This window comes from Streptomyces flavidovirens DSM 40150 (assembly GCF_000429085.1).
GTDB lineage: Bacteria > Actinomycetota > Actinomycetes > Streptomycetales > Streptomycetaceae > Streptomyces > Streptomyces flavidovirens.
Genome location: NZ_KE386847.1, coordinates 99311 through 123357, shown reverse-complemented (window position 1 = coordinate 123357; position 24047 = coordinate 99311). Strand labels below are relative to the sequence as shown.

At 71.1% G+C, this 24047-nt stretch carries 25 protein-coding genes; 8 read left to right on the top strand and 17 right to left on the bottom strand.

Features of this window, described 5'->3' with window-relative positions:
- Nucleotides 1-36 precede the first annotated feature (36 nt).
- Nucleotides 37-648, top strand: a complete 612-nt coding sequence (locus tag G412_RS0132490) for a hypothetical protein (protein ID WP_028815688.1) — start codon at nucleotides 37-39, stop codon at nucleotides 646-648.
- 174 nt (nucleotides 649-822) lie between these two features.
- Here G412_RS0132490 and soxR read toward each other — a convergent pair whose 3' ends face one another.
- Nucleotides 823-1314 (bottom strand): redox-sensitive transcriptional activator SoxR, encoded by a 492-nt coding sequence (gene soxR, locus G412_RS0132485; protein ID WP_028815687.1) that lies wholly within the window; start codon nucleotides 1312-1314, stop codon nucleotides 823-825.
- Nucleotides 1315-1447: 133 nt separating this feature from the next.
- Between soxR and G412_RS0132480 the strand changes: the two genes are divergently transcribed.
- Nucleotides 1448-1909 carry a MaoC family dehydratase gene (locus G412_RS0132480; RefSeq protein WP_028815686.1) on the top strand — a complete coding sequence of 154 codons (462 nt, stop codon included), beginning with the start codon at nucleotides 1448-1450 and terminating at the stop codon, nucleotides 1907-1909.
- 79 nt (nucleotides 1910-1988) lie between these two features.
- Here the strand turns inward: G412_RS0132480 and G412_RS0132475 are convergent, their stop codons facing one another.
- The 3 genes from G412_RS0132475 to G412_RS0132465 all read right to left on the bottom strand — a co-directional run bounded on the left by G412_RS0132475 (nucleotide 1989) and on the right by G412_RS0132465 (nucleotide 4196).
- The gene (locus G412_RS0132475; protein ID WP_028815685.1) at nucleotides 1989-2615 is read right to left on the bottom strand and encodes a TetR/AcrR family transcriptional regulator; all 627 of its coding nucleotides are present in this window, start codon (nucleotides 2613-2615) and stop codon (nucleotides 1989-1991) included.
- 68 nt (nucleotides 2616-2683) lie between these two features.
- Nucleotides 2684-2971: a YiaA/YiaB family inner membrane protein gene (locus G412_RS0132470; RefSeq protein ID WP_028815684.1), complete on the bottom strand. Its 288-nt coding sequence runs from the start codon at nucleotides 2969-2971 to the stop codon at nucleotides 2684-2686.
- A gap of 73 nt (nucleotides 2972-3044) precedes the next feature.
- Entirely contained in the window at nucleotides 3045-4196 is a 1152-nt protein-coding gene (locus G412_RS0132465) for an acyl-CoA dehydrogenase family protein (protein WP_028815683.1), read from the bottom strand.
- Nucleotides 4197-4269: 73 nt separating this feature from the next.
- Between G412_RS0132465 and G412_RS0132460 the strand changes: the two genes are divergently transcribed.
- Together G412_RS0132460 and G412_RS37025 are read left to right on the top strand one after the other, a co-directional pair.
- On the top strand, nucleotides 4270-4935 hold the full coding sequence (locus G412_RS0132460) for a TetR/AcrR family transcriptional regulator (RefSeq protein WP_028815682.1): 666 nt from the start codon (nucleotides 4270-4272) through the stop codon (nucleotides 4933-4935).
- A 45-nt stretch (nucleotides 4936-4980) separates the two neighbouring features.
- Nucleotides 4981-5775, top strand: coding sequence for an isocitrate lyase/PEP mutase family protein (locus tag G412_RS37025; protein ID WP_037650678.1), 795 nt, complete (start codon nucleotides 4981-4983; stop codon nucleotides 5773-5775).
- A 97-nt stretch (nucleotides 5776-5872) separates the two neighbouring features.
- Here the strand turns inward: G412_RS37025 and G412_RS0132450 are convergent, their stop codons facing one another.
- The 5 genes from G412_RS0132450 to G412_RS0132430 all read right to left on the bottom strand — a co-directional run bounded on the left by G412_RS0132450 (nucleotide 5873) and on the right by G412_RS0132430 (nucleotide 11189).
- Complete coding sequence (locus G412_RS0132450; protein ID WP_028815681.1) at nucleotides 5873-7234, bottom strand: MFS transporter; 1362 nt, start codon at nucleotides 7232-7234, stop codon at nucleotides 5873-5875.
- A 222-nt stretch (nucleotides 7235-7456) separates the two neighbouring features.
- Nucleotides 7457-8551, bottom strand: coding sequence for a Zn-dependent alcohol dehydrogenase (locus G412_RS0132445; RefSeq protein ID WP_028815680.1), 1095 nt, complete (start codon nucleotides 8549-8551; stop codon nucleotides 7457-7459).
- A 19-nt stretch (nucleotides 8552-8570) separates the two neighbouring features.
- Complete coding sequence (locus tag G412_RS0132440) at nucleotides 8571-9965, bottom strand: aldehyde dehydrogenase family protein (RefSeq protein ID WP_028815679.1); 1395 nt, start codon at nucleotides 9963-9965, stop codon at nucleotides 8571-8573.
- A 97-nt stretch (nucleotides 9966-10062) separates the two neighbouring features.
- Nucleotides 10063-10362 (bottom strand): DUF397 domain-containing protein, encoded by a 300-nt coding sequence (locus G412_RS0132435; RefSeq protein WP_028815678.1) that lies wholly within the window; start codon nucleotides 10360-10362, stop codon nucleotides 10063-10065.
- Nucleotides 10359-11189 (bottom strand): helix-turn-helix domain-containing protein, encoded by an 831-nt coding sequence (locus G412_RS0132430; protein WP_028815677.1) that lies wholly within the window; start codon nucleotides 11187-11189, stop codon nucleotides 10359-10361. Before G412_RS0132430 ends, G412_RS0132435 begins: the two co-directional genes overlap by 4 nt.
- Before the next feature lie 158 nt (nucleotides 11190-11347).
- Here G412_RS0132430 and G412_RS0132425 point away from each other — a divergent pair, with 158 nt between their 5' ends.
- The gene (locus G412_RS0132425) at nucleotides 11348-11794 is read left to right on the top strand and encodes an ATP-binding protein (RefSeq protein ID WP_028815676.1); all 447 of its coding nucleotides are present in this window, start codon (nucleotides 11348-11350) and stop codon (nucleotides 11792-11794) included.
- Here the strand turns inward: G412_RS0132425 and G412_RS0132420 are convergent, their stop codons facing one another.
- From G412_RS0132420 to G412_RS0132390, 7 genes are all read right to left on the bottom strand, one after another.
- Nucleotides 11795-12253, bottom strand: coding sequence for a DUF3574 domain-containing protein (locus tag G412_RS0132420; RefSeq protein WP_028815675.1), 459 nt, complete (start codon nucleotides 12251-12253; stop codon nucleotides 11795-11797).
- Between the two features lie 89 nt (nucleotides 12254-12342).
- Nucleotides 12343-12963, bottom strand: coding sequence for a class F sortase (locus G412_RS38840; protein ID WP_425274531.1), 621 nt, complete (start codon nucleotides 12961-12963; stop codon nucleotides 12343-12345).
- Nucleotides 12964-13231: 268 nt separating this feature from the next.
- Nucleotides 13232-13861, bottom strand: coding sequence for a hypothetical protein (locus G412_RS0132410; RefSeq protein WP_028815673.1), 630 nt, complete (start codon nucleotides 13859-13861; stop codon nucleotides 13232-13234).
- Nucleotides 13862-14018: 157 nt separating this feature from the next.
- On the bottom strand, nucleotides 14019-15257 hold the full coding sequence (locus G412_RS0132405) for an MFS transporter (RefSeq protein WP_028815672.1): 1239 nt from the start codon (nucleotides 15255-15257) through the stop codon (nucleotides 14019-14021).
- Complete coding sequence (locus G412_RS0132400) at nucleotides 15257-16669, bottom strand: CitMHS family transporter (RefSeq protein WP_028815671.1); 1413 nt, start codon at nucleotides 16667-16669, stop codon at nucleotides 15257-15259. The genes G412_RS0132405 and G412_RS0132400 overlap by 1 nt, the downstream gene beginning before the upstream one ends.
- Nucleotides 16670-16789: 120 nt before the next feature.
- Nucleotides 16790-19018, bottom strand: a complete 2229-nt coding sequence (locus tag G412_RS0132395) for a molybdopterin-dependent oxidoreductase (protein ID WP_028815670.1) — start codon at nucleotides 19016-19018, stop codon at nucleotides 16790-16792.
- 121 nt (nucleotides 19019-19139) lie between these two features.
- A complete protein-coding gene (locus G412_RS0132390; RefSeq protein ID WP_028815669.1) occupies nucleotides 19140-19769 on the bottom strand; it encodes a TetR/AcrR family transcriptional regulator in 630 nt (209 codons plus the stop codon).
- 127 nt (nucleotides 19770-19896) lie between these two features.
- Between G412_RS0132390 and hmgA the strand changes: the two genes are divergently transcribed.
- From hmgA to G412_RS0132375, 3 genes are read left to right on the top strand one after another with little or no spacing between them, the layout of a single operon-like run.
- Nucleotides 19897-21216, top strand: a complete 1320-nt coding sequence (hmgA, locus tag G412_RS0132385) for a homogentisate 1,2-dioxygenase (RefSeq protein WP_028815668.1) — start codon at nucleotides 19897-19899, stop codon at nucleotides 21214-21216.
- A gap of 26 nt (nucleotides 21217-21242) precedes the next feature.
- Nucleotides 21243-21992 (top strand): GntR family transcriptional regulator, encoded by a 750-nt coding sequence (locus G412_RS0132380; RefSeq protein ID WP_028815667.1) that lies wholly within the window; start codon nucleotides 21243-21245, stop codon nucleotides 21990-21992.
- A 47-nt stretch (nucleotides 21993-22039) separates the two neighbouring features.
- Complete coding sequence (locus G412_RS0132375) at nucleotides 22040-23269, top strand: type ISP restriction/modification enzyme (protein ID WP_051338749.1); 1230 nt, start codon at nucleotides 22040-22042, stop codon at nucleotides 23267-23269.
- 52 nt (nucleotides 23270-23321) lie between these two features.
- On the opposite strand, the gene G412_RS0132370 is transcribed toward G412_RS0132375, so the two are convergent.
- The gene (locus G412_RS0132370; RefSeq protein WP_028815665.1) at nucleotides 23322-24035 is read right to left on the bottom strand and encodes a TetR/AcrR family transcriptional regulator; all 714 of its coding nucleotides are present in this window, start codon (nucleotides 24033-24035) and stop codon (nucleotides 23322-23324) included.
- Between the last annotated feature and the right edge of the window lie 12 nt (nucleotides 24036-24047).

The window sequence follows — 24047 nt, the reverse complement described above, 5'->3', positions numbered from 1 at the left end:
GACGCCGAAGTACCAGCGACGGAGGTGGCAAGTGCAATGGCCGGTTTCCGGAGTCTTGCGAGACAGGTGCGCGACCCGCGGTGCGACCTGGCACTGCGGCGCTATTCGCTGCGCAAATGCCTGGAACGATTTGCCCCTTATGGGCATCGGGCGACCTGGGACCATCTGTGCTCCAGGCACATGATCGAACCGGAGGACAGGGCCCCCGATCCGGCGCGGCTGGTGGCCGCGCTCGACGAATTGGAGGAAGCGCGGGCTGTCTGGCTCGCCTACGAAGTGGAATTCGCCCGGCGCCGCAAGCGCGAGAAGCACGACGGGCTGCGGCGTCCAGGCTCCTTCGACGACTGGCACCGCCGCACCTGGGGAGGGTTCGGAGTCGCCTGGTGCGACGAACCCGCAGTCCATCCGGTGGCGCCGCTCGGCGACGTACTGCGCCGGCTGATCTCCGCACTGGAGTCCGAGCCCGGGGCGAACTGCCCTGTCTGTGCGGAGAGCAGGATCGTCTGGAAGCAGGGACTGGCGCATGACCCGTGGTTCGGGCCGGTGTGCACGGGCTGCGGCATTCTGGTGCCGCAGCCCGTTCTGACAGCCGAGGCGCTGGCGGAGTCCAAGCGGGTACGGCGCAGGGAACTGGCGTCGGTGGCCTGAGCGCGCGGGGGCGCGGCGCTCCGGTCACCCGGCCGCCGCACCTCCGCGTTGCCAGTGGTGGCTGTCGCTGCCGACCGGCCGGTCCCCAGGTCCACTTGCTGCTGCCCGGCGGCCGGCCGGCCCTCTCCGGTGCGGAGTTGGTACGCGCGTCGGAGAGAGCCGGCCGGCCGCGGCTCAGGCGCTTCGCTTCTCCTTGGGTTCCGGCGCGTTCCGGCGTTCCGGGAGCAGCCGGGAGCCGGTCATGCGCTCGCCGAAGACGTCGTCCGGGTTGGACAGTACGCAGGTCTCCAGCGACAGGCAGCCGCAGCCGATGCAGTCGCTGAGGTGGTCACGGAGGCGGCCGAGCTGCTTGATGCGCTCGTCCAGTTCGGAGCGCCACGCCTCGGAGAGCCGCGCCCAGTCCTCGTGGTTGGGCGTGCGCTCCTCCGGGAGTTCGGCCAGGGCGTCGCGGATGGTGGCGAGCGGGATGCCGACGCGCTGGGCCGCGCGTACGAAGGCGACGCGGCGCAGCGCGTCACGGCTGTAGCGTCGCTGGTTGCCCGTGGTCCTGCGGCTGGAGATCAGACCCTTGGCCTCGTAGAAGTGCAGGGCGGACACGGCGGCGCCGCTGCGCGCGGAGAGCTGGCCGACCGTGAGCTCGTGGATCTTCTCTGGTATCTGCGGCACTCCTCGAACCCTACTGGGCTTGTCGTTGACAGAACACAAGAGCCGAACCATGCTGAGCAAGCGCTTAGACAAGCTGAGGGAACCGGCTGTCGGAACGTCGATGTGCAGCCGCATGAGAGGCAGGGGCCGGGACATGGCAGAGCCGAGGATCTTCACTTCCGCCGGGGAACTGCTCGCCGGGGTGGGTGAGCAGTTGGGGTACAGCGAGTGGCTTGAGGTCGACCAGAAGCGGATCGACCTGTTCGCCGAGGCGACCGGCGACCACCAGTGGATCCATGTGGACCCGGAGAGGGCCGCGGCGGGCCCCTTCAAGACGACGATCGCGCACGGCTATCTGACGCTGTCGCTGCTGCCGGCGCTCGTCCCCCAGGTCATGCGGGTCGAGGGCATGAAGATGGGCATCAACTACGGCGCCAACAAGGTGCGCTTCCCGTCCCCCGTGCCGGTCGCCTCGCGGGTGCGCGCGACTGCGGTGCTCAAGGAGGTCACGGAGGCGGGCGGCGGCGTACAGGTGACGGCCGTCGTCACGGTGGAGCGCGAGGGCGGCGACAAGCCGGCATGCGTGGCGGAGTCGGTGTCCCGCTACTACTTCTGAACCGCCGCTCGCGGACGGCCGCTCCCCGGCGAGCCGCCGCTCCCGGACGGCCCGGACGGCTGCTCCCCGGCTGCCGCCGCTACTTCTGGGCGGCGACCATCCGCAGGACGAGGCCGGCATACAGCTCGCCGACCTCGTCGGGCGTCCTGCGCCCCTGGGCGTTGAACCAGCGCGCCACGTCGATGCACAGCGACAGCACGGCGAGCGTCGTGCCGGGGACGTCCGGGACGTCGAACTCCCCCGCCTTCACACCGTCGTTCAGGATGCGGCGTACGGCGGCGTCCGTACGCCGCCGCAGCTCGACGATCTCGGTGCGGTGCTCGTCGCTGAGCGCGTCGAGTTCGTACTGGACGACGCGCGCGGTGGTGTGCCGTTCCGCGTGCCAGCGGACGAAGCGGCGTACGGCGCCGTCGAGCCGCTCGGCGGCCGAGCCCGGGCCTTCCGCCGCGGCCTGGAGAATCTCCAGGGCCTTGTCGTGCCCGATGCGGCTGATCCGGTGGAGCAGCTCTTCCTTCGTCTTGTAATGGATGTAGAGCGCGGCCGGGCTCATCCCCGCGCGGCCCGCGATGTCGCGGGTCGTCGTCGCGTGGTAGCCGCGCTCGGCGAACGCCTCGACGGCGGCGACCAGCAGCTTCCTGGCCGCCTCGGGGCTGACCTCGCCCCACGGCTTGTCCGCGCCGTCGGCCATCTCGTCCGCCGCACTCATGGCTCGCCCCTTCCGTCCGACAGGAACGAACACCATACCCCGAAGGTGAGCAAGCGCTTAGGGTCTGCTCAGAGCTTCTGGAAGGGGTCGTGCTCGGCGAGGAGCTTCTCCAGGCGGGCCTGGTCGACGCGGCTCACGATCTGCCCGGCCTCCTGGCGGTCCCTGATCACCTTGGCGAGGGTGAACGCCGAGGTCACCAAGTACAGGACGCCGATACCGAGGAACGCCCGCACCCACGCGTCGGCGTCCATGTAGAGGATGCCGAGCGTCACGGCTCCGAGCGCCACCACGAAGGCGGCGACCGCCTGCCCGTAGTACGCCGTCGTGTTCTGCTGCTTTACCGGTGTGTCGCTCATGACCGACAGCATGGCCGGATGCGACGCGCGTCACATCCGCTCACGTACTCACCTCAGGTACTCAGAACGCGCATCAGAACGCCGATACCCCGGTCAGCGCACGGCCGATGACGAGCTTCTGGATCTGGCTGGTGCCTTCGTACAGTGTCATCACGCGGGCGTCGCGCAGCAGCTTGCCCGCCGGGTACTCGTCGATGTAGCCGTAGCCGCCGAAGACCTGGAGGGCGTTGTTCGCGGCGCGTACGGCGGCCTCGGAGGCGAAGAGCTTCGCCTTGGACGCTTCGGTGACGAACGGCTGACCGCGGTCGATCAGATCGGCGACGCGCCAGGTCAGCAGGCGGGCGGCGTCCACGTCCACCGCGATGTCGGTGATCAGTTCCTGTACGAGCTGGTGGTGCGCGATGGTCCTGCCGAACTGCTCGCGCTCGGTCGCGTACTTCACGGCCGAGTCCAGGGCGGCCTGCGCGATGCCCACACAGCCCGCCGCGACCGACATACGGCCCTTGGCGAGCGCCGACATGGCGACCGAGAAACCCTTGCCCTCGCTTGCGATCATCGCGGAGGCGGGGACCCGTACGTCCTCCAGGAAAAGCTCCGCGGTGGCCTGGCCGCGCAGGCCGAGCTTGCCGTGGATCTCGCGGCGGGTGAGGCCGGGGGTGTCGGTGGGCACCAGGAACGCGGAGACGCCCCGGTGGCCCGGCGCGTCGGTGGAGCGGGCGAAGAGCAGCACGACGTCGGCCCAGGTGCCGTTGGTGATGAACATCTTGGAGCCGTTGATGATGTAGTCGTCGCCGGCGCGCACGGCGCGGGTGGTGAGGTTGCCGGCGTCGGAGCCGGTGCCGGGCTCGGTGAGCCCGAAGCAGCCGACCAGCTCGCCGGAGGTGAGGCCGGGCAGCCACCGCCGCTTCTGCTCCTCGGTGCCCCAGTGCGCGACGGTCTTGGCGACCAGGCCCAGCGATACGGACACGATGCCGCGCACCGAGGAGTCGCCGCGGCCGAGTTCCTCCGTGACGAGGCAGTACGCGAGGTGGTCGCCGCCGGAGCCGCCGTACTCCTCGGGGATCGTCAGACCGAGGAACCCGAGCGCGCCGAGCTTGCGCACGATGGACCGGTCGACGCTCTCGGCCCGGTCCCACTCGACGACGTGCGGAGTGATCTCGCGGTCGGTGAAGTCCTTGGCGAGCTGCCGCACGGCGGTCTGCTCTTCGCTGAGCTCCAGATTCATCCCGGCACCCCACCTTTGATCCGCTTTTAATTAGCACTGCTAGTTTCTTGTCGCACGGCCTACTATGTGCCGCATGGCACGACCGCGCAAGCCCCTCCTCAGCCGTGACCGCATCGTGGCCGCGGCGGGTGCGCTCGTGGACGCGGAGGGTCTCGACGCGGTGTCCACGCGCCGGCTCGCGGCCGAACTCGGGGTCAGCGGGCCGTCGCTCTACAACCACTTCCACAACAAGGACGAGATCCTCGACGCGGTCGCCGACGGGGTGAGCGCCAAGGTCGACCTGTCGATGTTCGACCCGGCGGACAGCCGCGACTGGCGGACGGCGCTGCACGACTACGCCGTCTCCTACCGCGCGGCGCTCACCGAGCACCCCAACATCGTTCCGGTGCTGGCCCGCGGGCCGGGGCGGCGCCCGGCGGGCCTGCGGGTCGCCGACGCCGTGTTCGGGGCGATGGTCAGGGCGGGGTGGCCGCCCGCCCAGGCGACGTACATCGGTGCGCTGATGCGGTACTTCATCACCGGCTCGGCGCTGGGCTCGTTCGCGAGCGGGTTCGTCGACGACGAGACGGCGTACGACCCGGCGGACTATCCGCACCTCGGCCAGGCGCATCTGCTCGCGCAGCGGCGGCAGAAGGTCGACGAGGGCGCGTTCGAGACGGGGCTGCGGGCGCTGATCGACGGCCTGGCGTCGCAGTACGAGCAGTTGGGGACGGTTCGGCAGCCGCCGAAGGGTCACTGACGCATCCTGGCCCGTACGCGACGTACCCCTGGAGGAAGCTGCCCCATGAACCCTTACGACGCGTTCCGCGCTCTGCACCACCGCCCCGGTGTCCCCCTCGTCCTCCCCAACGCCTGGGACCACGCCTCGGCCGCCGCGCTCGCCGAAGCCGGTTTCGAGGCGATCGGAACGACCAGCCTCGGGGTCGCGTCGGCCGCCGGCAAACCGGACGCGACCGGCACGACACGCGAGGAGACGCTCCACCTCGGGCATCGCCTCGCACGGCTGCCGGTGCCGGTCACCGTCGACATCGAGGGCGGCTTCGGCGCTGACCCGGCCGGGGTCGCGGAGTTGGCGGCGGATCTCGTACGGGCGGGGGTGGCCGGGGTGAACATCGAGGACGGCCGTCCGGACGGCACCCTCGCCCCGCTCGCCTTCCAGCGGGAGCTGATCAGTGCGGTGAAGGAGGCGGCGCCGGCCCTGTTCGTCAACGCGCGCACGGATACGTACTGGCTGCCCGGCCAGGCGGGCGAGACGGCGCGGCGGCTGTCCGCCTATCAGGAGGCGGGCGCGGACGGCCTGTTCGTACCGGGGCTCCAGGACGAGTCGGTCATCGCCGCCCTGACGGCCGAGTACGAGGCGCCGCTCAACATCCTGTACGCACCGGGCCGGCTGACGGTCGCGCGTCTGGCGGAGCTGGGCGTGGCCAGGGTGAGCACGGGGTCGCTCCTGTTCCGGGCGGCTGTTCAGCATGCGGTGGACGTGGCCGGTGCGGTGGCCCGGAGCGAGGTGCACGTGGACGCCGGGGGCGTGGTGGCGTACGCGGTGGCCGACGGCTGGGCGGACGTGTACCGGATGTAGGGCCTGCGGACACGGGTCCGGGGCCCGGCGCGGCAGCACCGGGGCCCGGACTCACGACGGGGGACGAGGGAAGGCCCGAGGCGGGCCCGGCCGGGCCCTAACCCGCCTCGGCGTGCGCCGCCTCGGCCGGAGCGGCCTTCGCCGCCGCCCGGTTCGCGAGGATCTTGATCGAGATCAGGGCGATGACGGCCAGACCGATGATGTACGCCGATACCGCCATCGACGTACCGGTGGCCTCCAGCAGGAGCACCATCATGAACGGCGCGAGCCCGCCCCCGAACACCGCCGCGATCTGGTACCCCAGCGACGCCCCCGTGTAGCGCATCTCCGCCGTGAACAGCTCGGCGAAGAGCGCCGCCTGCGGCCCGTACATGATGCTGAGGAAGCAGCTCGTCACGAACGTCCCGACCGCCAGCCACAGCAGCGACTTCGTGTCGATCAGCAGGAACAGCGGGACGGCCCACACCAGCAGCCCCACCGCGCCCAGGGCGTAGATCCGCAGCCGGCCGATGCGGTCGGAGAGGGCCGCCGACGCGGGAATCAAAGCCAGTTGGGTCAGGCTGACGCACAGCGAGACGGTGAGGACCGCGCTGCGCTCCATCTCCAGTTCGCGGGTCGCGTAGTCCAGGACCCCGGTGATGATGATGTAGAAGGTGGCGGTGTTGACCGCGAACGATCCGCCCGCCAGGAAGACCGTGCCGAGGTGCTTGGTCAGGATCGTCCGCAGCGGAGAGCGCGCCGCGCCCTTCTCCTGCTCGGCCAGCGCACGCTCCGCCTCGCGGAACGCCGGTGTCTCCTCGACCCGCGTGTGGATGTACCAGGCGAGTACGAGCACCAGCACGCCGACGAAGAACGGCACCCTCCACCCCCACGACGCGAACGCGCTCTCGCTGGTCGTGGCGCCCGCGACGAGGAAGACGGTGTTCGCCGTGACGACCCCGATGGGGACCCCGAGCTGCACCAGGCTGCCGTACAGACCGCGCTTGCCCTCGGGGGCGTACTCCGTGGCCATCAGCATCGCCCCGCCCCACTGGGCGCCGACAGCGATGCCCTGGAGGACGCGGAACAGGACGAGCAGGACGGGTGCGGCGATGCCGATGGTCTCGTACGTCGGCAGGAGGCCGATGCCGGTGGTGGCCAGGCCCATCATCGTCAGGGCCAGGACCAGCATCGGCTTGCGGCCGTGCTTGTCACCGAAGTGACCGGCGATGACGCCGCCGACGGGGCGGGCGAGGAAACCGACGGCGAAGGTGGCGAAGGCGGCGAGTACACCGGCCGACGAGCTGCCGGACGGAAAGTACAGGTCGCCGAGGACGAGGGCCGCGGCGATGCCGAAGACGAAGTAGTCGTACCACTCGACGGCCGAGGCGAGCGCGGCGGCGGTGGCCACCTTGCGCCGGTTCCGGTCGTCCGGTGCGGCTGCCGTGGTGCCCGTGAGCGGGGAAGATGCCGTGTCCATGCGGTGCACACTCCGGTGGGTGCGGGGCGGAAGAGGGGGACAAGCAAGGGGGTGGCTCCGAGACGTGCCGGGACCGTACCGACCGGATGGTACGGAGGTCAACGGGTCTGGCACCGGGACTTTCCGCCGCCGCCTGCGCCCGTACCGCTGTCGCGTGCGGGCAGCGCGAGCACCCCGGCCGCGCAGCGGCGACCGGGGTGCTGGAATGGGTGCGGCCGGGTTCTAGAAGACGACCAAAGCCCGGCCGCCCTTGCCCGCCAGCATGTTGTCGAAGGCGGCGGGGATGCCGTCGAGGCCGATCCTCTCGGTGACCATGCTGCCCAGATCGAGGCGGCCGGCGCGGATGTGCTCGGCGAGTACGGGCAGGTCGCGCGCCGGGTCGGAGTTTCCGTAGACGCAGCCCGAGAGCGTACGGCCGAAGTGGAAGATCTCCAGGGCGTTGAAGGTGACCTGCTGGTCCTTGCCGCCGATACCGACGACCGTGGTGCGGCCGCCGCGCCGGGTCGAGTCCCAGGCCGTACGGATCGTCACGGCCCGGCCCACGCACTCGATCGCGACGTCGACACCCTGCGCGGCGCCGGTCAGCTTGCGGATCTCCTTCGCGGTGGTCTGCGAAGCGATGACGAAGTCGGTGGCCCCGGCGGCCCGCGCCAGCTCCTCCTTCTCCGGCGAGACGTCGACGGCGACGATCTGTCCCGCACCCGCGATACGTGCCGACTGGAGGACGGCGAGTCCGACCCCGCCGACTCCGAAGACCGCCACCGACTCGCCCGCACGGACCCGTGCGCTGTGGTGGACGGCCCCGTAACCGGTGAGGACCGCGCAGCCGAGGAGAGCCGCGTCGGTGAGCGGGATGCCGTCCGGGACCGGCAGGACACAGTTCGCGGCGACGACGGTCTCCTCCGCGAACGCCGCGACGTTCAGACCCGGATGGAGGTCGGTGCCGTCGGCGGTACGGGCGTACACATCACCCGCGCCGGACAGGGCGTTGGCGCACAGCCACACCTCACCGAGGCCACAGTGGTGGCAATCGCCGCAGGAGGGCGCCCAGTTGAGGACGACGGGGTCACCGAGGGCGACATGGGTGACGCCCTCCCCCACGGAGACGACGGTGCCCGCGCCCTCGTGGCCGAGTACAGCGGGTACCGGCACGCGCATGGTGCCGTTGGAGAGGGAGAGGTCGGAGTGACAGACCCCGGCGGCGGCGAGACGGACCCTCACCCGGCCAGGGCCGGTGGCCGGAAGGTCGATGCCGGTGATCTCCAGTGGGGCACCGACGGCGGACAGGACGGCGGCGCGGACACGGGTGCGGGCCATGGTGTGCGTTGCTCCCGGATCAGAACTGGAGGGACTTGGTCTGGAGGTACTCGGAGAGGCCGTGCGCCCCCAGCTCGCGCCCGACGCCCGACTGCTTGTAGCCGCCGAACGGAGCGAGCGGGTTGAAGCGGCCGCCGTTGATGTCGACCTGCCCGGTGTCCATGCGGCGCGCGAAGGCCACGGCCTCCGCCTCGTCCGCCGCCCAGACGGCGCCCGCGAGCCCGTAGACGGTGCCGTTGGCGATGCGCAGCGCCTGGGCCTCGTCGGCGTACTTCAGGATGGAGACGACCGGGCCGAAGATCTCCTCCTGCGCGATGGTCATGTCCGGGGTGACGTCCGCGAAGACGGTCGGGGCGACGTAGTAGCCCGTGTCGAGCGGGACTTCCGGCCCGCCCGCGACGACGCGCGCGCCTTCTTCGATGCCCTTCTCGATGTAACCGCGCACGCGCGCCTGCTGCTTGGCGTTGACCAGCGGGCCGACACGGTCACCGACGCTGTACTTCGCCACAGCGGTCGCGGCGATGGCCACCGCCTCGTCGTACTGGTCCTCGTGTACGAGCATCCGCGTCCAGGCGCTGCACGTCTGCCCGGAGTTGGCCATGACGTTGGCGATGCCAGCACCGACCGCCTTGGCCAGGTCGGCGCTCGGCAGGATGACGTTGGCCGACTTGCCGCCCAGCTCCAGCGCCACCCGCTTGACGGCCGCGCCCGCCGTCGCGCCGATCTGCTTGCCCACGGCGGTGGACCCGGTGAAGGACACCAGGTCAACGCCCTCGTGCTCCGCGAGGGCCTGACCCGCGACCGGGCCGAGGCCTGTGACGAGGTTGAAGACCCCGGCCGGGATGCCGGCCTCTTCCACGGCCTCCGCGAAGAGCTGAGCGGTCAGCGGCGTGTCCTCGGCGGGCTTGAGGACGACCGTGCATCCGGCGGCGAGTGCGGGGGCCACCTTGGCGACGATCTGGTGCAGCGGGTAGTTCCACGGCGTGATCGCGCCGACCACGCCGACCGGCTCCAGGAGCACGGTGGAGTTCCCGACCTTGGCTTCAAAGGAGTACGTCGCCGCCAGCTCGGCGTATGACCCGGCGACCGCGATCGGCACACCGGCGTGCACCATCTGCGAGAAGGGCGGGGGCGAGCCCAGCTCGGCGGTCACGGTCTCCGCGATCTCGTCCTTGCGGGCCACCAGTACGTCGCGCAGTGCGGCGATCTTCGCGGCGCGCTCGGCGGGCGGGGTGGCGGCCCAGCCGGCGAAGGCGTCGCGTGCGGCCCGTACCGCCGCGTCGACGTCCTCGGCGGTACCGGCCGGAACGTGGCCGATGACCTGCTCGTCGGCCGGGTTCACGACCGCGATCGTGTCCCGGCCGGCGGCGGGCCGCCACTGGCCGCCGATGTACATGGCGTCATGGGCCTTCATCGCAATTCCTCCAGAGCTGCCTGATCTGCCTGAGCTGCCGTAGTCGTCCGCAGTCCAAACTAGCGCTGTTAGTTTTTGCGCGCCAGGGCCCAAGGTCCTACTGCCTGGCCAGGGCGAGGAAGTCCGCCCACGCGCGGGGCGGGAGGGCGAGGACGGGCCCGGACTTGTCCTTGGAGTCGCGTACGTGGACGGTGCCGGGGCAGGCGGCTACCTCTACGCAGTTGTCGCCCTCGGTTCCGCTGTAGCTGGACTTGTGCCACGGCAGAGCTACTTCGACGCAGCTGTCGCCGTCGCCGCTGCTGTAGCTGGACTTGTGCCAGGACAGGGCTACTTCGACGCAACTGTCGCCCTGGGCGCTGCTGTAACTGCTCTTGAACCAGGCGAGTTCGGTGCTCATAGTGCTCCTCGGATCCGCTCCAGCAGGCCACGTGAGTCCTTGGGGGTAAGGGCCTGCGAGCGCAGTGTCGCATAACGCTGATGGAGCACGGCGACCTCTTTCACGACAGAGATGAGCCGACCGTTCTGCTGCCCCTCGGAGTAAGCGAATCGCCGCCCATCCGGCGTCTCCAGCAGTTGCAGCGGGCCCGCCAGACAGGCGTGGTGCTCGCAGTCCAGCGGCATGAGCTGCAAGACGACGTTCCGTGGCTTCGTACTGTCCAGCACGTGGTCAATAAGTTCGGACGTGACCTCGGCACCACCGATCCGACGCCGGAAGACGGCCTCGTCGATGATGAAGCTGAACGATGTATTGGGCCGCTCACCCAGCAGTCGTTGCCGGTCCATGCGGGCGGCCAGCTGAATCTCCATCTGATCGTCGGAGAGCGGCGGAGTGTCGTCCTCAAACACAGCGCGCACATAGCCCTCCGACTGCAACAGCCCCGGCACCAGCCTGCATTCGTACGTATCCATGCTGACCGCCGTCTGCTCAAGCTTCGCCCACTTCTTGAACCAAGCCGCCAGCCCCGGCTGTCGCGTCAAATGCCCGAACGCCCTCCGCAGCGCCCCCGTACCCCCCAGCACCGCCTCCGCCCGCTCCACGAAATCCTTGTCCGGCATCCGCCTCCCCAGCTCGATCGACTCGATCGTGTGCTTGGAGAACTGCACCAGCGGCCCGAACTCCTCTCTCGTGAAGCCCGCATGTTCCCGCAACCCCTGGACGAAAGCCCCGAAGGTCTTCAGGCTGTCCGATGATTCCGGCTCTTCGCGTTCCCAGTCCCCGGCCATACCCGGCCACCTCCCAGTGCCTGAACTCTCCCCGCACTCAGCTCACCCAGGGTTACGGCATGCGCCACCGTACTGTCCACTCCCTGTGTCCGTACGGTGGCGCAGCGTACGGACGTGTTCGCTGGTGGACAGCGGTGGTGGGCCGCCACGGTTGCCCCATGCATACCGAGACACAGCCGCCCGAGGCCCAACCGACCATTACCGTACGTGTGTTCAGGCAGAGGTTCTCGCCCACCCGTAAAGCCGCCAGGCTGGCGCGGCTGCTGGCCGTGCACCAGCTCGACGAGTGGGGCATCTCGTACGGCAGCGACTCGTCCGACATCGCCGCGCTGATCGTCGCCGAGCTCGCCGCGAACGCCGTCACCCACGGCCGCGTCCCCGGCCGCGACTTCGAGCTGCGGCTCGCGCTCGACGCGGGCGGCCTCCTGCGCATCGAGGTCACCGACACATGCACCGAACGCCGCCTGCCCGCGCCGCCGCCGCTCGCCCCGCCCGCCGAGTCGGAGGCGGGGCGCGGGCTGCTGCTCGTGGCGGCGCTGGCCGAAACGTGGGGCGTCAGCGGCCGGGAGGTCGGCAAGACGGTGTGGGCGACGCTCCGGCCGTGATCAGAAGTCGGCGCGGACCGGATCGTCGAGGCGGGCCACGGCCTCCTGGGCGTAGGCGCGCTTGTAGGCGTCGCGGACCCGCTCGATGTGCGGGTCGCGGGCCTTCGCCTGCGACGCCGGGTAGAGGAGGATCAGCTCGTACGAACGCTCGCGCTCGATCGTGCCGTTGGCGTCCCGCCACTGGCCCCGGCCGGCCTGCACGGTGAGGCCGTCGGGGAAGCTGCCCGTCACGTGCCGGTCGACGAAGCGCATGAACTGCTGGTCGGTGACGTCCGGGCCGCCGTCGGGGCGTTCCGTCCCGAAGAACAGCCGTGTTTCCACGTACGCCTCCCCGCGGACAGCGGCACGGGGTTGCGGGGCGCCGTCACCGAGCGCGGCGTACGCGGCGGGGGCGCCGGCCGCGAGCAGTGCACCGGCGGTGGCGGTGGCCAGGCGGGTGGGTGTGATCCGGACAGGCATGGTGGAGTCCCTTCGGTGGAGACTATGCGCGCGCGGAAGCCCCCCGACCGGACCGGCGGGGCGGCCGCCGGGTTGGTCGAGGGGCTGGGTCACGCGTACTTCACGTCCGTGAGATGGGCGAAGACTACGACGTTGGAGGCGTACCCGGTCTTCTTGTCGAAGCTGCCGCCGCAGGTCAGGATCCGCAGCTCCGGGCGGCCGGCTTTGGCGCCGTACACCTCGGTGTCGGGGAATGCCTCCTTCTTGTACGTCCGCACGGCGTCGACGGTGAACACCGCGGTGCGGCGGTCCTCCCGTACGACGTGGACGACGTCGCCGGGGACGAGTGCGTTGAGGTTGAGGAAGATGGCCGGTCCGGTCCGGGTGTCCCGGTGGCCGACGAGGAGCGAGGTTCCCGCCTCACCCGGGGTCGGGCCGTCCCGGTACCAGCCGACCAGGCGCGGGTTGTCGACCGGCGGGGCGGCCAGGTGGCCCTGCGGGTCGAGTCCGAGCCCGGTGATGGGCGACTCGATGGTGATGGCGGGGACGGCGACGCTCAGCGGCGTCGAGACGGGCAGCGGCGGATGCGTCGCCTGGACCGGCCTCGGGACCGGCTTCGGGACCGGCTTCCGGACTGGCTTGGGAACCGGCTTGGTGGCCGGCTTCTGGACCGGCTTGGGCACCGGCTTCGGCACCGGCTCGGTGGCCGGCTTCTGGACCGGCTTGGGCACAGGTGCCGGAGCCGGCTTCGAAGCCTGTGCCGGCGTCGGCTCCCGTGGCTTCGCGGCATTCGCCGCGGGTTCCGGCGCCGGATTCTTGGCGGCCGTGTCGTGAGCGGCGGTGTCGTGAGCAGCCGTGTCGTGAGCGGCGGTGACCGGTGCGCCGGGGGGCGAATCGCCGCACCCCCGGACGACACCGGTCACCAACGTCACCGTCACAGTCGCGGTCATCGCGAGGCGGATGCCCCGGCTCGGGCCGCGCCGACGGCGGTAGCGGGTGTTACGCGGCGCCATTTGCGCGGCGGCGGGCCCGTCGGACGAACATCAGCCCGGCCACTCCCGCAGCACCCGCGACCAGGGCGGGCGCCATGCCTGCCGACGCACCGTCGTCGGTCTCGGTGCCCGTGCCCGTGCCGGTACCGATGTCGGCGGCCCCGCCGCCGCCCGCGGGTACGGGACCGCGCGGGGCGGGCTTGTCGTCCTGCTTCTTCGCGCAGTTGACCTTGAAGATCTTCTGCTTCGGGACACCGCCGGGGAACGTCCAGCTGAGCTGGTAGTGACCGTCCGGGAGCGAGTAGTCGGCAGTGCTCCCCTTGCCGTTCATGAGGACGAGACCACCCGACAGGATGGGCTCGACGGGCGTCTTCGGCTGCGGCGGGGTGACGGTCCAGTTGACCATCTTCACCGTTTCGAAGTTGGTCGCGGACAGGTTGAACGTACAGACCTCGTAGTGGTCCTTGGTGTCGGCGGCGCGCGTTCCGGACTTGTGGATCTTGATCTCTCCGCTGTCGCCCTCCACGGCGAACGCCGCGGACGCGCCCCACAGGGACACCCCTGCGAGGGCCAGCGTGGCGAGGGCTGCCGTGCCCGATCGGACACCGTGGGAGCGAGGAGATGTCGAGGTGGTCATGCGGGCTCCTTCAAGCCGAGATGATTGTCGTACTGATCACTCGATCGCCTGATTAGATGTCACATACCGGGCGCGAAGAAGCCTCGAAACGCTGAGAAAGAGTCAGATATGACCTGACTGGCCGACAACCGGTGTCTGCCGCACGAGCTAACAGCGGTCACGACCGGGGCGTACGAGCCCCGCTCCCCGCGTTCGGCACGCCGGACGCGCGCCGGTTCCGCGCCGCCGGGTCCCGCAGGGCGAGCGCCGACGCGCCGGTGAGCAGCACCGCCAGCATCAGGAACGGGGCCGCCGTGCCCGCCACTCCGGCCACCAGACCCGCCGACGCGGGCGCCGCGACCTGCCCGAGGCGGTTGCCGGTCAGGCGCAGGGCCAGCGCCGTCGAACGCGCCTCCGGCGGGGCCGCCCGCACCACCGTCGTCATCGACAACGGCTGTCCCACGCCCAGGCAGAAGCCGAGGACGGCCAGGACAGCCGCCAGCACGCCCACCGGAACCGGCAGTGCGACGGCCGCGCACAGCAGCCCGGCCAGCAGGCACGTGACGCTCATCAGTGCCGTGCGGCCGAGCAGCCGGATCATCGGCGTCATCACCAGCCGGCAGGCGATCGTCGCCGCGGCCCGCAGGCTGAGCAGCAGGCCGACGACCGAGGGGGCGATCCCCCGGTGTTCGCCGACGACCGGTAGGTACGCGGTGAGGATGTCGGTCGCGGAGAGCACGGCAAGGCTGATGAAGATCCCGGCCGGCACGCCGCGCGTGCGCAGGATCCGGCGGACCGGGACCTTCGCCGCCGCCTCCCCGCGCACCCCGCCCTGCGCCCGGCGCTCGATCCGCCAGAGCGAGGTGAACGACACCGCCGCGACGCCCGCCGAGACGACCAGGGCGAGCGCGCTGGTGCGGGCCATCGCGCCATCCTGGCCGGAGATCAAGAGGCCTGCCGCCACCGGGCCGGTGAGCTGGCCGAGGGAGGCTCCGATGGTGAAGTGGCCGAAGTTGCGGTCCTGTTCGGCCGGGGCGGACTGCCGGGCGACGATCGACTGCGCGCCGATGACGAAGCAGAGGTGGCCGAGACCCATCACCCCGCTCCAGGCGGCCATCGCCACCAGGGAGTTCGCCGTACCGCTGAGGGCGCATCCGGCGGCGATCAGGACCACACCGGCGGGCAGCAGGGGCGCGCATCGTCCGTGGTCCGTCCTGCGGCCCAGCGGTACGGCGGCGAACAGGGGAAGCAGCGCGTACACGCCCGCGATCACGCCGACCGCGCGCTCGTCCGCCCCCAGGGCGAGGGCGCGGTACGAGACGGCGGGGCGCGCCATCGACACCGCCGCCTGCGCGAAGCCGAAGGCGATGACGAGGCGCAGCAGCCAGCCCCGGCCGGTCGTCCCCCTGCCGCGCATCAGATGATGCCGAAGGCGATTCCGGCGCCGAGCACCACCAGCGAGGTGAGCGCCGCCCACTTGACGGTGAACTTCGTGTGGTCGCCGAACTCCACCTTGGCCATGCCGACCAGGACGTACACGGCCGGAACGAGCGGGCTCGACATGTGCAGTGCCTGGCCGACGAGCGACGCGCGGGCGATCTCCAGCGACGACACCCCGTGCGCCGCGCCGGCTTCCGCGAGTACGGGCAGCACGCCGAAGTAGAAGCCGTCGTTCGACATGAAGTACGTGAGCGGCAGGCTCAGGAGGCCGGTGACGATCGCCATGTGGGGGCCCATGCCCTCGGGGATCGCGCCGACGAGCCAGTCGGCCATGTGCTTGACCATGCCGGTGCCGGTGAGGACGCCGGTGAAGACGGCGGCGGCGAAGACCATGCCGGAGACGTTGAGGACGTTGTCGGCGTGGGCGGCGATGCGGGCCTTCTGGTCGGTCATGTTGGGGTAGTTGACCGTGAGGGCGAGAGCGGCGCCGATGAGGAAGAGGACCGGGATCGGCAGCAGCTCCATGATCATCGCGGCGAGCAGTACGACGGTGAGCCCGGCGTTGAACCAGTAGAGCTTGGGCCGCAGGGTCGGACGGTTGGGGTCGAGCCCCTGGAAGCCCCCGCCGTCGGCGGCGTACGCCGGACCGGCGTCCGCGTCGGTGCCCGTGCCCGAACTGGCGTTGCCGCCAAGGGACTTGCGCACCTCGCTGCCACCGCCACCCGCGGTGACGAGGACCTCGGGCTCCGCCTCGACGACCTCGTCCAGCGTGAGGTACCCCAGCCGCTTGCGCTCCCGCCGCCCCAGCACGTACGCCAGGACGAAGACGAAGGCCAGACCCACGGCGAGCGCCGGGATCATCGGTACGAAGATGTCCGCCGCGTCCAGCTTCAGCGCCGTGGCGGCGCGGGCGGTCGGCCCGCCCCACGGGAGGGTGTTCATGACGCCGTTCGCGGTGGCGGCGACGCCGGTCATCACGACCAGGCTCATCCCGAGCCGCTTGTACAGCGGATACATCGCCGAGACGGTGATCATGAAGGTGGTCGAGCCGTCGCCGTCGAGCGAGACGATGGCGGCGAGCACGGCCGTTCCCACGACGATCCGCAGCGGGTCTGCCTTGCAGAAGCGCAGGATGCCGCGCACGATCGGGTCGAAGAGACCCACGTCGATCATCACGCCGAAATACACGATGGCGAACATCAGCATCGCGGCGGTCGGCGCGAGGTTTCCGACGCCTTCGAGGACGTAGTCCCCGAGCTTGGCGCCCTGTCCTACCAGCACACAGAAGAGTGCTGGGATCAGCACGAGCGCCGCGATCGGCGACATCTTCTTCATCATGATCAGGACCAGGAAGGTCGCGATCATGACGAATCCGAGGATTGTCAGCATTTGGGATACCTAACGTTCGCCCTTGAACTCCCACCAGACCAGGCGGTTCGTTGACGTTAGGTCCCGTTCCAACGCGTTAACAAGATGTTGACGAGCGAGCAATAAGCGCAAAACCCCAGGTCACGATATGGGTGTTACGTTGACGGGAAATCCGTTGAGCACCGCGGTGCCCGACAGCGGGTCCAGTCGGCTCCCGTCGAGCAACTGGTTGACGTTGACTCCGGGGGTGGCGGCCGCGACGGCCATCCGGGCGCCCGCCCGGTCGTGCCCCCACCCGTGCGGCAGGCTCACCACTCCGGCCCGTACCGCGTCCGTCACCTCCACCGGAACCTCCAGTTCCCCTCCCTCCGCGCTGATCCGGGCGCCCCCGCCGTCCGTGAGGCCGAGGCGCGCCGCGTCGTCCGGGTGGACCTGGAGGGTGCAGCGGTTGCTGCCGCCGTTGAGCGAGGGGATGTTGTGCAGCCAGCTATTGTTGGACCGCAGGTGGCGGCGGCCGACCAGCACGAGCCCGGCCGCGGGCCGCTCGTCGAGTGCCCGTCGCAGTCGCGGCAGATCGGCGGCGATGGGTCCTGGCAGCAGCTCGGCCTTTCCGCTGCGGGTCTTCAGGACCTGCGGGAGGCGCGGCTTGAGCGGGCCGAGGTCGACGCCGTGCGGGTTCGCCAGCAGATCCTCCAGCACCAGGTCGTACGGACCCAGGCGCAGCATCAGGTCGAGGCGCCTTTCCGGTCCGCCGCGCCCGGTGAGTGCGGCGGCGAGGTGCTCGGGGTCGCCGCCGTGGAGGGGCGAGTGCGGTTCGGCGACGGCCTTGGTCAGGGCGCGCTCGATGACGAGATCGTCGACGGCGGACGGGTCGGCGCCGTGCATGCCGCTCACCGCGAGGATCAGCCGGGCGTGGATCTCGCTCTCGTCCATGCGTCCGTCCTCCAGGGGGACGGCGGGCGGGCTGTAACGCGCCTGGTTGCGCACGGCGAAGGCGTTGAAAGCGAAGTCGAAGTGAGCGCTCTGGGACGGCGGCGGCGGCGGAAGGACGACATCGGCGTGGAGTGAGGTCTCGTTGAGGTACGGGTCGACGCTGACCATGAAGTCGAGGTGCTCGCTCAGGGCGCGGTCCAGGCGGAGTCCGTCGGGCGCGGAGAGCACGGGGTTGGCGGCGATGGCGATGAGCGCGCGTACCCGCCCCTCCCCCGGTGTGTCGATCTCCTCGGCGAGCGCGGCCAGCGGCAGCTCTCCCTTGGCCTCGGGGTGTCCGCCGACCCGGCTCTTCCAGCGGCCGAGCGCGAACCCCTTGCCGGGTCCGGCGGATCGCGGCGAGGGCGCGGTGGCGGAGAGCGGGAAGAGCGCGCCGCCGGGGCGGTCGAGATTGCCGGTGATGATGTTCAGTACGTCGACGAGCCAGTTGGTCAGGGTCCCGAACTCGACGGTGGAGCTGCCGACCCGGCCGTACACGGCCGCGGTGGGCGCGGCGGCGAGCCCACGGGCCAGCAGCCGTATCTCGTCGGCGGGGACGTCGCAGGCCGCCGCCACGGCCTCCGGCGTGAAGTCCCGTACGGCTTCGCGCACTTCGGCCAGACCCTCGACCTGCTCCGCCAGGACACCCGGATCGGTCAGCTTCTCCTCGAAGAGGACCCGGGCGAGCGCCGCGAGCAGCAGCGCGTCCGTACCGGGCCTGATCGGGACGTGCCGGTCGGCGAGCTTCGCGGTGCGGGTGCGGCGCGGATCGACGACGACGAGCGTGCCGCCGCGGCGGCGCAGCGCCTTGAGCTTGCCGGGGAAGTCGGGGGCGGTGCACAGGCTGCCGTTGGAATCCAGCGGGTTGGCGCCGAGGAGCAGCAGATGGTCCGTACGGTCCAGGTCGGGCACCGGGATGGCGAGCGGGTCGCCGAAGAGCAGGCCGCTGGACACGTGCTTGGGCATCTGGTCGACGGTGCTGGCCGTGAAGAGGCTCCGCGTGCGCAGCAGGGAGAGCAGTACGGGCGGGTAGAGCGCGCCGGCCATGGTGTGGACGTTGGGGTTGCCGAGTACGACGCCGACGGAGTGGGGCCCGTACTCCTCGATCAGGGGCCGCATCCGGGCGGCGACGAGGTCGAATGCCTCGCTCCACGTCGCCTCCTGGAGGGTGCCGTTCTTGCGGACGAGGGGCCCGGTCAGCCGGTCCGGGTCGGAGTCGACTTCCGCGAAGGAGGCGCCCTTGGGGCAGATGAACCCGTGGCTGAAGACATCGTCGCGGTCGCCGCGCGCGCCGGTGACCTTGGTGCCCTCGATGGTGAGGGTCAGGCCGCAGGTGGCTTCGCAGAGGGGGCAGACGCGCAGGGCGGTACGGGACGCTGTGGCTTCGTCATGACCGGACATGGGGGCCCTCCAGGGGGCGGCGGCGACGGCGGGACGCGCGGGCACGGCCGAGCATACCGACCGGTAGGCACGGCGGGGAGGGTCAGGCCGGCAGGGATCAAGGGATCAAGGGATCAAGGGATCAGTCGAAGATCCGGGCCAGATAGGCGTGCAGGACGGCGCGGGTCTCCGTGATCAGGTCGGGGTCGCCCGACGGGCTCACGCGGAAGGCGAGTTGGAGCAGGGCGTCGGCGGCCTCGACGGCGACCAGGACCGTCCGGCGCAGCGCCGCGTCCGGGGTGCGGCCGAGGTGGCCCGAGAGGAGGTCGGTCAGGCGGTCGGTGACGCGGTAGTCGATCTCGGCGCCGGGGTCTTCCGCCCGGCCCCCCACCGGGATCTGCACGCCGAAGTCGACGAGGCGGAAGCCCGGCACGGTGCGCTTCATGGCGACGTACTCGTCGAGCACGGCGTCGATGGTGCCGCGCCAGTCCTCGCCCGGCATCGCGGCGATGCGGCCGCTGATCCGCTCGGCGTAATGGTCGAGGTTGCGCTGGGCGAGGGCGTCAGCCATGGCGCGCTTGTTGCCGAAGAAGCGGTAGACGGACCCGATGGGCACGCCCGCGCGGGCGGCGACGGCGCGGGTGCTCAGCCGCTCGTAACCGGTCTCGTCGAGGAGTTGGGCGCAGGCGTCCAGTATCCGGGCGAGCCGGTCGGCACTGCGCTGCTGCACGGGGGCTCGGCGGAGCGAGTTCGTTGGGGGCACGCGCTCCATGATGCCGACACCCCGCACGGGCGCGGCACCCGTCGGCCGGGGGGACCGTTGACGAGCGGCCCCGCGAATCCTACTGTCGACCATAGGATTCACCGTAGGTTTTCTTCGGCACCCCAGGGAGCGGACGATGAGCGGCATCGAGCAGGCCAGGAAAGCGGCTGAGGGACTGGCCCACTCCTCGGGCTTCGGCAACGAACACAGCTCGGAGGCCGTTCCGGGCGCCCTGCCGCACGGCCGCAATTCACCCCAGCGCGCACCGCTCGGGCTGTACGCCGAGCAGCTCAGCGGCTCGGCGTTCACCGAGCCGCGCGCCCACAACCGGCGCTCGTGGCTGTACCGGATCAGGCCGTCGGCCGCGCACCCCCCGTTCGTACGCACCGACAACGGCACCGTGCGCGGCGCGCCCTTCACCGAGACCGTCCCCGACCCGAACCGGCTGCGCTGGAACCCGCTGCCCGAGCCGGCCCCCGGCACCGATTTCCTGGCCGGTCTGTGGACGGTCGGCGGCAACGGCGACGCGACCCAGCGCACCGGCATGGCGATTCACCTGTACCACGCCAACTCCTCCATGGAGAACCGGGTGTTCAGCGACGCCGACGGCGAGCTGCTGATCGTCCCGGAGCGCGGCGGCCTGCTCCTGCGCACCGAGTTCGGCCTGCTGCGCTGCGAGCCCGGCCACATCGCGCTGATCCCGCGCGGGGTGCGATTCCGCGTCGAGCTGCTCGACGCGACCGCCCGCGGTTACGTCTGCGAGAACTACGGGCAGCCGTTCCAGCTCCCCGACCTCGGCCCGATCGGCGCGAACGGCCTCGCGAACGCCCGTGACTTCCTGGCTCCGGTGGCGGCGTACGAGGAGGTCGAGGGCCCGGTGGAGGTGGTCAACAAGTTCTGCGGCAACCTCTGGTCGGCGACGTACGACCACTCGCCCCTCGACGTCGTCGCCTGGCACGGCAACCACGTCCCCTACGTCTACGACCTGCGCCGCTTCAACGTCATGGGCACCATCAGCTACGACCACCCGGACCCGTCGATCTTCACGGTCCTCACCTCGCCGTCCGACACGCCGGGCCTCGCGGGCGTCGACTTCGTCGTCTTCGCGCCGCGCTGGCTGGTCGGTGAGGACACCTTCAGGCCGCCGTACTTCCACCGCAATGTGATGAGTGAGTACATGGGCCTGATCGAGGGCGCGTACGACGCGAAGGCCGAGGGATTCGTGCCGGGCGGCGGCTCGCTGCACAACATGATGTCGGCGCACGGACCCGACCGCGAGACGTTCGACAGGGCGAGCGCCGCCGAGCTGAAGCCGCAGAAGATCGACGACGGCCTGGCCTTCATGTTCGAGACGCGCTGGCCGGTCACGGCGACCGCGCAGGCGGCTGCCGCCGACCACCTTCAGTCGTCGTACGACGACGTGTGGCAAGGTCTGCAACGCCACTTCAGGTCGTAGTACGTACGTACCGGAGAAATGAGACCGTGACCGCATTCGCCCCCGACTCGCTGGTCCTGAACCGGAAGCTGCCGCTCTGGTACCAGGTCTCGCAGTCCCTGCGCGCTTCCATACTGGGCCGCACGCCCGACGCGTCGTTGCGGCTGCCCACCGAGGAGCAGCTCGCCACGCACTACGGCGTCAGCGTGCTCACGATGCGCCAGGCCCTCAAGGAGCTGGAGGCCGAGGGCCTGATCAGCAGGCACCGGCGGCGCGGCACGTTCATCGAGCCGGGCGCCAGGCGCGGAGCCCCGCGCCGGCTGCTCGGCTCGATCGACGCGATCGTGGCCCAGCAGTCCGGGGAGCTGACGACGATCCTGGGGCACGGGCCCACGCCCGTCCCCGGCGAACTCGTCGAGTACTTCCCGGACACGGACCAGGTCGTCACCTACCGGCGGCTGCGCTGCGACGGCGAGAGCGGCGAGCCGACGAACTGGGCGCAGAACGCGGTGCGGCAGGACGTCGCCGCCGGACTCGACGTCGCCGATCTCGAACGCTGGCCCATGACGAAGGTGCTGCGGGACGTGCTGGGCGTACGCATCAGCAAGATCACGGACACGGTGGAGGCGCGGCTCGCCGACCCCGAGACGGCGGACCTCCTCAAGGTCCCGCTGCTCAGCCCGATCCTGCACTACACGGGTGTGACGTACGACGGGGACGGCCGGGTGGTGGATGTGGCGCGTATCCGTTACCGGGGCGACCGCTTCTCCTTCTCGGTGACGGTGGACGCGCACTGACCGGGCGCGCCGCCCGCCGTGGTTACGATGCCGGCATGGTTGCCCGCATGGTTGGCCGCATGACTGCGACGCGGTCCGAAGCCCCGCTGCTCGGCGAACTCATGCCCTGGTCGGTGGCGCCCATGCGGCTGGGCCGCGACTGGGTGCTCGCACCGGACAGGCGTACGCTGCGGGCCCGCTGGGAGGCGCTGGTCGGGGCGGAGGGCGCCGGGCGCGAGGAGCTCTTCTCGTCCACGCGGGCGCGTACGACGCGCACTTCGGTGGCCGCGCTGCCGGGGCAGCGCACCGGCACGGGCCGTCTGGCGCGCGAGAGCGGCCCCTGCCCGGAGCCGGTGCGCGTCATGCACGGCCCGTTCGACGAGCAGTGGCTGATCCCCGACCACCGGCTGATCGACGCCGCCCGGCCGGAGCTGTGGCGGGTCGCCGACGACTCGCATCAGCTCTTCGCCGTGGAGCCGGGTTACCTGCCCCAGGCGACGCCGGGGCCGTGTGTGCTGGTCAGCGCGCTGCTGCCGGACGGCCGCTCCCCCGCCGGGCGGCCCGGCCGCATCCGCCCGCTGCACCGCCGCCCCGGCGGCCGGGAGCCGAACCTGACACCGGGGCTGCTGCCGCTGCTGAGCGCGCGTTACGGGCACGAGGTGGCCGCCGGCGACGTACTGGCCTGGGCGCTCGCCGCTGCCGAACCCTCACCGGCCGGCGCGGTGGTGCCGCTGCCCGCGGGGCCGGACGTGTGGGCGGCGGGTGTGGACCTCGGGCGGCGGATGACCGCGGTGCAGGTGCGGGGGGCGCGGGGCGGAGAGCGCCCCCGGTTGCCGGGCGGCCGCCGCCCGTACGTACGGGCGGCGGTCCCGGCGTGGCCTTCGGTGCTGCGGTACGACGCGGAGGCGGAGGCGCTGCACCTCGGGGAGGGCCGGGTGTCGCCCGTACCGGCCGCGGCCTGGGACTTTCAGGTGGGCGGAGTGCGGGTGCTGGAGATGTGGTTCGAGCGGCGTAGCGCGCGGGGTGAGCCGGGCATGCTGGAGGCGATCCGCCCCTCCCAGTGGCCGCAGGAGTGGACGTCCGACTTGCTTGAGCTCATCACGGTGCTGGCGCTGCTGGGTGAGCTGGACGCGGGCCGGGAGGAGTTGCGGAAGGCGGTCGCGGGGGCCGGGGCCGGGATCACCCGCGACGACCTGACGGAGGCGGGGGTGCTGCCGGTCCCGGACGCGGCACGGCGGCCCGCGTCGGTCCTGGACCACCAGGAGGAGGGCCCGGAGGGCCAGTTCGCCCTGCTCTAGCCCGTCGCAAACGCCGGAGGGGCTGGATCTGGTCGCGGTGAACCGCCGGTGGCTACGTGAAGCTGTCCAGGACCCGGCCCAGCATCCGGTCGAAAACCGCGTCCATGTCCACCGGGCCCGAGTCCTGCGCGAACGCCTGCGCCACCCGCGGGTACTTGCCCGTGGCGATCTCGCGCCCGAGGTAGGCGGCCCGCGCCGCGTTCTCCTGCTCCGGCGACCAGGGCATGGAGCGCGCGCGCTCGGCGGTGGCGAGCTCGTTGCCGACGTACGTCGTGACCATGCCGTTGACCGTCGCCACCAGCTCCAGCTTCGTGCCCTGCGCCGCGTCCAGCCCGTCCAGGCAGGTCAGGCAGTACTCCAGGTACCGGAGCACGTGGGGACCGAAGCCGTACACCGGCGACATCAGGCCCGGCAGCCACGGGTGCCGGTGCATCAGTGCCCGCGTCTGATGCGCCAGCGCCAGCATGTCGGCGCGCCAGTCCCCCGACGGGTGCTCGGGGAACTCGTACTCGCCGCCGACCTCGTCGACCATCAGCTCGTACAAGTCCTCCTTGCGCGGCACGTAGTTGTAGAGCGACATCGTGCCGCAGCCGATCTCGGCCGCCACTCGCCGCATCGACACCGCGTCGAGCCCGTCCGCGTCCGCGATCCGCACCGCCGCGGCCGCGATGTCGGCGCGGCTGTACGCCGGCCTGGGTCCGCGGCCGGCCCGTTCGGGGCGGGCCCAGATCACCTCGGGTGTCGCGGAACGCCCGCCGACTGCCATGGATCATCACCT

Coding starts and splice junctions, on each gene's coding strand:
- G412_RS0132410 (WP_028815673.1), bottom strand. CDS start 13,861: ATGACCACCTCGACATCTCCTCGCTCCCACGGTGTCCGATCGGGCACG.
- G412_RS0132445 (WP_028815680.1), bottom strand. CDS start 8,551: ATGGCCCGCACCCGTGTCCGCGCCGCCGTCCTGTCCGCCGTCGGTGCC.
- G412_RS0132460 (WP_028815682.1), top strand. CDS start 4,270: ATGGCACGACCGCGCAAGCCCCTCCTCAGCCGTGACCGCATCGTGGCC.
- G412_RS0132420 (WP_028815675.1), bottom strand. CDS start 12,253: ATGCCTGTCCGGATCACACCCACCCGCCTGGCCACCGCCACCGCCGGT.
- G412_RS0132475 (WP_028815685.1), bottom strand. CDS start 2,615: ATGAGTGCGGCGGACGAGATGGCCGACGGCGCGGACAAGCCGTGGGGC.
- G412_RS0132435 (WP_028815678.1), bottom strand. CDS start 10,362: ATGAGCACCGAACTCGCCTGGTTCAAGAGCAGTTACAGCAGCGCCCAG.
- G412_RS0132490 (WP_028815688.1), top strand. CDS start 37: ATGGCCGGTTTCCGGAGTCTTGCGAGACAGGTGCGCGACCCGCGGTGC.
- G412_RS37025 (WP_037650678.1), top strand. CDS start 4,981: ATGAACCCTTACGACGCGTTCCGCGCTCTGCACCACCGCCCCGGTGTC.
- G412_RS0132425 (WP_028815676.1), top strand. CDS start 11,348: ATGCATACCGAGACACAGCCGCCCGAGGCCCAACCGACCATTACCGTA.
- G412_RS0132370 (WP_028815665.1), bottom strand. CDS start 24,035: ATGGCAGTCGGCGGGCGTTCCGCGACACCCGAGGTGATCTGGGCCCGC.
- G412_RS0132395 (WP_028815670.1), bottom strand. CDS start 19,018: ATGTCCGGTCATGACGAAGCCACAGCGTCCCGTACCGCCCTGCGCGTC.
- G412_RS0132480 (WP_028815686.1), top strand. CDS start 1,448: ATGGCAGAGCCGAGGATCTTCACTTCCGCCGGGGAACTGCTCGCCGGG.
- G412_RS0132430 (WP_028815677.1), bottom strand. CDS start 11,189: ATGGCCGGGGACTGGGAACGCGAAGAGCCGGAATCATCGGACAGCCTG.
- G412_RS0132390 (WP_028815669.1), bottom strand. CDS start 19,769: ATGGAGCGCGTGCCCCCAACGAACTCGCTCCGCCGAGCCCCCGTGCAG.
- G412_RS0132400 (WP_028815671.1), bottom strand. CDS start 16,669: ATGCTGACAATCCTCGGATTCGTCATGATCGCGACCTTCCTGGTCCTG.
- hmgA (WP_028815668.1), top strand. CDS start 19,897: ATGAGCGGCATCGAGCAGGCCAGGAAAGCGGCTGAGGGACTGGCCCAC.
- G412_RS0132405 (WP_028815672.1), bottom strand. CDS start 15,257: ATGCGCGGCAGGGGGACGACCGGCCGGGGCTGGCTGCTGCGCCTCGTC.
- G412_RS0132440 (WP_028815679.1), bottom strand. CDS start 9,965: ATGAAGGCCCATGACGCCATGTACATCGGCGGCCAGTGGCGGCCCGCC.
- G412_RS0132375 (WP_051338749.1), top strand. CDS start 22,040: ATGGTTGGCCGCATGACTGCGACGCGGTCCGAAGCCCCGCTGCTCGGC.
- G412_RS0132470 (WP_028815684.1), bottom strand. CDS start 2,971: ATGAGCGACACACCGGTAAAGCAGCAGAACACGACGGCGTACTACGGG.
- G412_RS0132465 (WP_028815683.1), bottom strand. CDS start 4,196: ATGAATCTGGAGCTCAGCGAAGAGCAGACCGCCGTGCGGCAGCTCGCC.
- G412_RS0132450 (WP_028815681.1), bottom strand. CDS start 7,234: ATGGACACGGCATCTTCCCCGCTCACGGGCACCACGGCAGCCGCACCG.